The sequence below is a fragment of the Frankia sp. CeTa3Moorea genome (genome assembly GCF_978021225.1).
Window position 1 is genome coordinate 29134 of record NZ_CDXDOR010000032.1, and the last position, 7448, is coordinate 36581.

General features: G+C 70.8%; 8 protein-coding genes. 2 read left to right on the forward strand and 6 right to left on the reverse strand.

Going from position 1 to position 7448, the window contains the following annotated elements; all coding sequences use genetic code 11:
- Nucleotides 1–14: 14 nt before the first annotated feature.
- The 6 genes from AC08OV_RS08550 to AC08OV_RS08575 all read right to left on the reverse strand — a co-directional run bounded on the left by AC08OV_RS08550 (nt 15) and on the right by AC08OV_RS08575 (nt 5718).
- Nucleotides 15–1931, reverse strand: a complete 1917-nt coding sequence (locus AC08OV_RS08550) for a hydantoinase/oxoprolinase family protein (RefSeq protein ID WP_476612766.1) — start codon at nt 1929–1931, stop codon at nt 15–17.
- 195 nt (nt 1932–2126) lie between these two features.
- Nucleotides 2127–2726: a PspA-associated protein PspAB gene (gene pspAB, locus AC08OV_RS08555; protein ID WP_476612765.1), complete on the reverse strand. Its 600-nt coding sequence runs from the start codon at nt 2724–2726 to the stop codon at nt 2127–2129.
- Nucleotides 2727–2776: 50 nt separating this feature from the next.
- A complete protein-coding gene (gene htpX / locus AC08OV_RS08560; RefSeq protein ID WP_476612764.1) occupies nt 2777–3736 on the reverse strand; it encodes a zinc metalloprotease HtpX in 960 nt (319 codons plus the stop codon).
- A gap of 35 nt (nt 3737–3771) precedes the next feature.
- Nucleotides 3772–4053 (reverse strand): PspA-associated protein PspAA, encoded by a 282-nt coding sequence (pspAA, locus tag AC08OV_RS08565; RefSeq protein WP_476612763.1) that lies wholly within the window; start codon nt 4051–4053, stop codon nt 3772–3774.
- Nucleotides 4050–4805 carry a PspA/IM30 family protein gene (locus AC08OV_RS08570; RefSeq protein WP_476612762.1) on the reverse strand — a complete coding sequence of 252 codons (756 nt, stop codon included), beginning with the start codon at nt 4803–4805 and terminating at the stop codon, nt 4050–4052. The genes pspAA and AC08OV_RS08570 overlap by 4 nt, the downstream gene beginning before the upstream one ends.
- 748 nt (nt 4806–5553) lie before the next feature.
- Nucleotides 5554–5718, reverse strand: a complete 165-nt coding sequence (locus AC08OV_RS08575; protein WP_476612761.1) for an alpha/beta fold hydrolase — start codon at nt 5716–5718, stop codon at nt 5554–5556.
- Nucleotides 5719–6204: 486 nt separating this feature from the next.
- Here AC08OV_RS08575 and AC08OV_RS08580 point away from each other — a divergent pair, with 486 nt between their 5' ends.
- Complete coding sequence (locus AC08OV_RS08580; protein WP_476612760.1) at nt 6205–6762, forward strand: GNAT family N-acetyltransferase; 558 nt, start codon at nt 6205–6207, stop codon at nt 6760–6762.
- Between the two features lie 32 nt (nt 6763–6794).
- On the forward strand, nt 6795–7283 hold the full coding sequence (locus AC08OV_RS08585) for a MarR family winged helix-turn-helix transcriptional regulator (protein WP_476601996.1): 489 nt from the start codon (nt 6795–6797) through the stop codon (nt 7281–7283).
- Nucleotides 7284–7448: the final 165 nt, after the last annotated feature.

Genomic DNA, 7448 nt, shown 5'->3' on the forward strand with positions numbered 1-7448 from the left:
GGACTGCTGCTCGCTCACTGCTGGGCCTCCAGGATCAGGTCAGAGTTGCTGCTCACCCGGAACCCCCACCCGGGCTCGATCAGACAGGTCAGATAGTCACCCGCGACCAGCGCCGGCCCCGCGGCTCCCTGCCCCGGCCCCAGATTCTCCGGACGGTAGACCGCGATCTCCTGCTCGTTACCGTCAGCGAAATGGATACGACGCGATCCGTCCGCGGCCGCCGGCTGCACCGTGGCGTGTTCGTCGGCCACGAGCTCGAAGGTCGGCAGCGGATACCAGGCCCGCACCACCAGCTGATCGGCCTGCCCGGTAGACGACCCGTCGGTCCACGTCTCGTCCCGCAACACGCCGTCGACGATGAATCGACCGCGGGTCTCGACAGTGCATTCGTCGATGGACACGCCTTCGCCGAACATGTCACGCCGCGCGCGGGTCAGCAGATCGTCGCGGGCCGCCTTCACCTCGACCTCGACGCCCGGCATCGGCACGCTGTACTCGTGCGCCAACCCGCTGAAACCGATACCGAACGCGCTGAACACCGCCGACAGATGCGGCACGATCACCCGCGCGATCCCCGCCGCCCGCGCGATCCCCGAGGCAAGCACCGGACCGGCGCCACCGAAGGCCAGCAGCGTGGCCTCACCCGGCTCACGACCCGCCGCGGAGATCATCTCCTTGACCGCGGCCCCCGCCTGCTCCTCGAACACCCGCAACACCGCGAGCGCCGCGGCCTGCGCCGACAACGACAGCGGCTCCCCGACATGGGTCAGCAACGCCCGCTCCGCCCGGGCCGGGTCCAACTTCAGATCCCCACCCAGATAGTTGTCCGGGTCCAACACCCCGGCAAGCAGCAGGGCATCGGTCACCGTCGCATCGGTGCCACCACGGCCGAAAGACGCCGGGCCGGGCGCGGCACCCACACTGCGCGGACCGATCTGAATCTGACCGTCGACGACCTGGACCACCGAACTGCCACCCAGCCCGACACTGCTCAGGTCCGGAATCGGCAGCGAGGTCTGCGCCGAATCGACCCGGCCGTGCGCGTGCACCGTCAGGGCCTTGTCCACCACGACCGACACGTCGGTCGTGGTGCCACCCACGTCCACCCCGACCAGCACGTCCGCGTCATAGAGCGAGGCGTAGGCGACGCTGCCCTCCAGCCCACCCCGCGGCCCGGAACCCCACGTCTTCAACGCCGTGGTCTTGGCCACCCGGGCCGAGTCCCCGTCATTCCGGAAGATCAGCAGCGGGCGGGCCAGCCCGTTCTCCCGGCACGCCTTCTCCGCGCCGTAGAGGAAGTGCTCCATCCCCGGGTGCAGGTAGGAGTTCAGCACCGCGGTCAGCACCCGCCGCGCGTCGTCGACGTCGTGCACAAGCTCATGCGACAGGGTGAACGGGACCGCGCCCAGCAGATGCCGCGGGTACCGCTCCAACAACAGATTCTTGATCGCCCGCTCCGCCGCCGCGCTCCGCAGCGCAATCACGATCCGCGAGGTACTCGTCGCCAACAGTTCGTTGATCGCCGTCGTGAACTCCGCCAGGCCCACCGACCCGTCGGCGCCCACCGCGATCCCGACCGGGGGATGCGGCACCAGGGCCTGCCACAGCGAAGCGTCGACCAGCCTCACAATGCCATAGACATCCTCCTCCGCACCGCTGTCGACCAGCAGGGCGACCGGTGCGCCCTTCCGCTCGACCACGGCGTTCGTACCCGACGTCGTCGAATAGCGCAGATACTCCGTCTCGCGCAACAGACGAGCGGTGTCCTCCTCGCCATACAGCCGGTCGGACACCGTCCGCAGCCCATCGACGAAACACTGCGTTAAATCGTGCGGGGTCGTCGGTGTCTTCGCATGCGCGATGCGTTCACCGTCCGTCACACACACATCGGTGAACGTGCCACCGTTGTCGATATTGACCAGGATTCCCATCGGCCCTCCGCTGCATCGTTGCGTGAAGTGGGTCACAACTTTGCAGCCGGCGAAGGGTGGTTGCACCACTCCTAAGGGTGGCTGGGAGATGGAAATCGGGTGGTTAAGCGCAATACTGTTGGCCCAGGGCCACGTCGGCCTTCGCCGATAGTCCTATCTAGTAGTTTCACGAATACCATAGGTTACACCCAAGGGCTATTCTCCTGGTTGATCGGGTGCGGGATCCGGCGCGTCGAGGCCGGGCGCTCCCCACAGGGGAAACCAGCGGGACAGGTCCGGTTCGATCGGGAGCTCACCCGCCAGCACCTCCCGTACCTCCAGCTCGGCCGGATTGTCCCGGCGCTGGTCACCGGCCGGCACGAACGGGTACCAGGTGCCGCGTTTGTAAAGGTAGATCAGCCCCATCTGCCGGCTGCCGTCGGTGAACCCGACGACGGTGCACAGCAGCGCCGGGCCGAAACCGGCGTCGCGCACCGCGGCATTCGCCGCGTGCAGGTCGGTGACCAGGCCAGCGAGGTCCTGCTCGCCGGTCCGTCGCAGCAGCCAGCTGTACCCGAAGCTGTCCGTGCGCCGCTCGTACCGGCCGCCGTCCAGGCTCAGCAGCCGGTCGATCTCCTGCGCTACCCCGGTGAACGCGCCGCCGGACGCGGGTTTGACGCAGACCGCCCCGGCCCCGGTCGGCCGCCATGAGCTGGCGGCCTGCAGGGTGACGGCGGCGGCCGGGAGCGTGAACAGCCGGTCGAGGTCCGGCGGGACGGGCCGGGTCCGGCCGAGAAGCACGTCGAGGATCCGCATGGTCCGGCCTACTTTCTACCCGGGTCACCGAACTACCCGGGCTCACCGAACTACCCGGGCTCACCGGACTGGGCGGCCAGCCGGGCAAGCTGGGCCAGGCGGGCATCCAGCGGCGGGTGGGTCGAGAACAACGAGGACAGGCTGACGCCGTTCGCCAGCGCAGGGGCGAAGAAAAAGGCGTTGAACGGTTCGGCGGCCCGCAGGTCGCGGGTCGGGATCCGGGAGATCTCGCCGGTGACCTTGGTGAGCGCGGCGGCGAGCGCGGCCGGCTGGCCGGTGAGGATCGCCCCGGACCGGTCGGCGGCGAGCTCCCGGTACCGCGACAGCGCCCTGGTCAGCAGGAACGACAGCGCGTAGACGGCGGCGGAGACGACCACCACGACGAACACGACGAGGGCGCCGCTGTCCTCATCATCGCCGCCGCCGTCGCCGCCGTCATAGCCGTCGGACCGACCGAAGCCGCCGGCCATCCCGGAGTAGAGACCGAATCGGGTGACCAGACCGGCGAGCACCCCGAGAAACGACGCGACGGTCATGACGGCCACGTCCCGGTGCGCGACGTGGGACAGCTCGTGGGACAGCACCCCCTCCAGCTCGTCGGCCTCCAGCCTGCGCAGCAGCCCGGTCGTCACGCAGACGACGGCGCGTTTCGGGGTCCGGCCGGTGGCGAACGCGTTCGGCAGGTCGGTGCCCGCGACCGCCACCGCGGGCTTCGGCAGGTCGGACAGCGCGCAGAGCCGGTCCACGACGCCGTGCAGCCGCGGCTCCTGCGCCGGGCTGACGATGCGCCCACCGGTCGCGTACAGCGCGAGGCGGTCCGAGAACCAGTACTGGGCGGCGAGCAGCCCGCCGGCGATCAGGACGACCAGGACCGGTGACACCCCGACAGCGATCAGGACGGCGATGAAGGCGACGTAGACCAGCCCGAGCAGGAAGACGGTCAGCACCATCCGGGCCGACAGTCCCCGGTCCGGGGCGAACCTCCGCGGCGCACGCGTCACCATCATCATCGTCACCTCACCATCGTCACCTCGTCGGCCGGGGCTCAGCCGCCGGGAATCAGGCCTTCGTCGCCGAGCAGCCCGCGGACCTCCGCCAGCCCGGTGCCGGCGCGCGGCAGCACCAGCTCCGATGGCTCCAGCCGGTCCGCCGGCACCGCGCGGCCGCGCGTCCGGACCCGTTCGAGCAGCCTCGTCAAGGCTTCCTGGAACGCCGGCTCGTCCCCGGCCTCGACGGCCGCCAGCAGCACGTCATCCAGCTCGTTGAGGGCCTCCAGGTCGGTTGCGGGCAGGTCGAACTGGCCCTCACCCAGAATGCGCACGATCACGGCCGCTCCTCCGGTCGAGCGGCGTCGGCCGGCTGGCGGCCGCCGATCGCCCGCGCGGGCATGGCGCTTTTGATCTCGGCCAGATCCCGATCGATGTCGGCGGTCACGGACAGCCGGTCCAGCTCGGCCTGGATGTCGTCGCGCGGGCCACCGGCCGCCGTCTCCAAGGCTCCGGAGGCGAGTAGTTCGTCGATCGCGCCGGCCCTGGCCTGCATCTGCTCGGCTCTGTCCTCGGCCCGCTGGATTGCCAGGCCGACGTCGCCCATCTCCTCGGAGACCCCCGCCAGCGCCTCGCCGATCTTCGTCTGCGCCTCCGCCGCGGTGTACGTCGCCTTCACCGTCTCCTTCCTGGTCCGGAACACCTCGAGCTGGGCCGCCAACCGCTGCGCCGCCAGCGTCAACCGGTCCTCCTCCGCCCGCAGCGATGCATGCTGCTCCCGCAGCTCCTCCAGCTGCGCGGCCACCCCGGCCCGGCGGGCGAGGGCCTCCCTGGCCAGGTCGTCGCGGCCCGCGGCGACCGCCTGGCGGGCCTGCCCGGACAGCCGCTCGGCGGACGCCCGTAGCTGTTCGACCTGGAGCTCCAGCCGCTTCCGGCTGGTAGCGACGTCCGCTACCCCGCGGCGGACCTGCGCCAGCAGCTCGAGCTGCCGGGCGTAGGAATAGTCGAGAACCTCACGCGGATCCTCGGCGCGGTCCAACATCCTGCTGGCCTTGGCCCGGAACACCAACGCCAGCCGCCTGCTCAGGCTCATCGACGCCTTCCCTCCCCCGATCCCGTCGGTCCCTCTCCGATCCCGCCGGTCAGCCGACGGTCAGCCGCTGGCCTGTGCTGGGGGAATGCCCCCGGCGCCGCCGTCCACACGACCGGCGATGGTCTGATCCGTCCCGGGCCTGTTCGCCGCCCGGCTACGGCACCACTGACCGGCTACGGCACGTTACTCGCGCGCTCCTACGGTCTCGGGGCCTACCGACCGGTGCACCAAATCATCGTGGACGCCTGTGCCGCGCAGCATCCTGGCGGCACAACTCGCCGCGAAGTCCAGGCAGTCGCGCTGTCCTGATGCCGCGCTGTGCCTGATAACACGCTGTGCCTGATGCCGCGCTGTGCCTGTTCGTCGAGGACGCTGTTGACCCGCAGGCCGGTCCCATGCTGCGCAAACGGATGATGGCGTACCGTCCGGACTTCCGCTGGCTCGAACCCCCGCCGCGGCATAGTCTGGTCACCGCCTGCCGGAAGTGCCGCCGTGCTTCCGGCGCCTCCCGCGTCCGGGGTACCCGGGGTACGGCCGGTCTACCGGCGGTCGGGAGGGTGACGTCGGCTTGCCCCGAGCACGGGGCGGTCCGGCGGCCGGCCGAGGGCCCGGGGTCTGATCCGTCGGGGTCGGAGGAGCGGCGCCAAGGCCCGGTCTAATCCGGGGCATGCCGACGGTGATGAACGCGGTACCCGTCCGGGCGGCGGTGAGCAGCCCGCCCGGACCGAGGCGCCACGGGTCGGTGGCGTCAGTGGGCAATGCCGTCGAGGAGCGTGGCCAGCGCGTCCGGGTCCTCCAGCATCGGCAGATGGCCGCCCGGGATCTCGACGGGCTCGACGCCGAGCGACGTCCTCGCCCTGGCCCGCTCGGACTCGATGTCGAACAGCTCGTCACCGGTGGCACAGACAATCATGGTGGGGATGGCGGCGCGGGTACAGCACCGCGATCGCCGTCCGTGGATCCCAGGCGCTGGTGCCGTCGGGGCGTGTCGGCGGCCCCCATCGAATGCCCGACGACCACGATCGATCCGGCGGTCCCGGGAATCCCGGCGATCCCGGGAGCCCCTGGTCCGGCGGCCACGATGGCCGCATCGAGGGCGGCGAGCGCCGGGCGGATGCGTTCCTCGATGCGGCCATCGTGGCCGGGTTGTGCAACGGCAGGTCCGGTGCCACCACCCGATGTCCCCGCGCCCGCAGTTCCGCTCCGAGGGGCTCCCAGCACGTGGCGTCGTGCCAGGCTCCGTGCAGCAGGCAGAACAGAGCCACGACCCGAGGCTATCCAGCCGGTGGCTCGCGCGCGGGTCCCACGGTCCGCCTCGCGACCCACGGTCCGCCTCGCAACCCACGGTCGCCGCCTTTCTCGAGGCGGGCCGCAGGCTTCCGGCAAACTACCGGACGCGATGAGTCTGACCACGATCATTCCCCTTCTCACGACGGACCGGCTCGTCCTGCGGCCCATCCACAACGACGACGTCGCCGGCTACACCGAGATCTGGTCCGATCCCGAGTTCACCCGCTACTTCCACCGGCCGACCGACCCGGACGGCGTCTGGCATGCCCTGGCCGGCTGCATGGGCTGCTGGATGCTGACCGGCGTGGGTCCGTGGTCGGTCGTCGAGAAGGCGAGCGGGCAGCTCGTCGGCCAGGCGGGGCTGTGGACCGAACCCGGGTGGCCGGGCGTCGAGGCCGTCTGGTTCCTGCGCCGGGACCGCTGGGGGCGCGGCTATGCCACCGAGGCCGCCACCGCGGCACTGACCTGGGTGTTCGCCCAGCGCCCCGACCTCACCGAGGTCGTCTCGGCCATCGTCCCGGCCAACACCGCGTCCGTCCGGGTCGCCGAACGCCTCGGCATGACGTACGTCCGCAGCGAGTTCCTCCACGACGAAGCCCATGCCGTCTACGCGGTCAGCCGGGCCGGCTGGATCACCCCGACCACTCGACGGCAGGTTTACGGATAATCCGCGACGGACCCAGTCGTTATGCTGCGGGCATGACCGCCATGGCGCCCTCCCGCGCCGGACCAGACCTGTCGTTCCTGCTGGACCGCGCCGGCCATGCCCTGCGGACCCGGATGGCGGCCGCGCTCGCCGAGATCGGTCTCACCGCACGCATGCACTGCGTGCTGGTGCATGCCCTGGAGGAGGAGCGCACCCAGATCCAGCTCGCCGAGATCGGCGACATGGACAAGACGACGATGGTGGTCACCGTCGACGCCCTGGAGAAGGCCGGCCTCGCCGAACGTCGGCCCTCCGCCAGGGACCGGCGGGCTCGGATCATCGCGGTCACCGAGGAGGGCGCGCGGATCGCCGCGCGGAGCCAGGAGATCGTCGATCGGGTCCACGAGGAGGCGTTGGCGGCGCTTCCTACCGAGGAGCGGGAGGTCTTCCTGCGGGCGATGAACCGCCTGGTCGAGGGGCATCTGGCCGGACCGGCGGAGAGCCCTCAGCCGGTCCGGCGGGCCCGCCAGCGGGCTCAGTAGCCACGAGGTAGCCACGAGGTAGTCACGAGAATGATCGTCTACCACAGACTCGTCTATTGAGGTCCCATCTACTACGGTCCCTTCTGCTGCCTCACCCGACAGGAGAGTCCGTGTCCGCTGCCCCCACGCCCGCCACGCCTTCCACCGCCCCGCACCCTCCCCCCG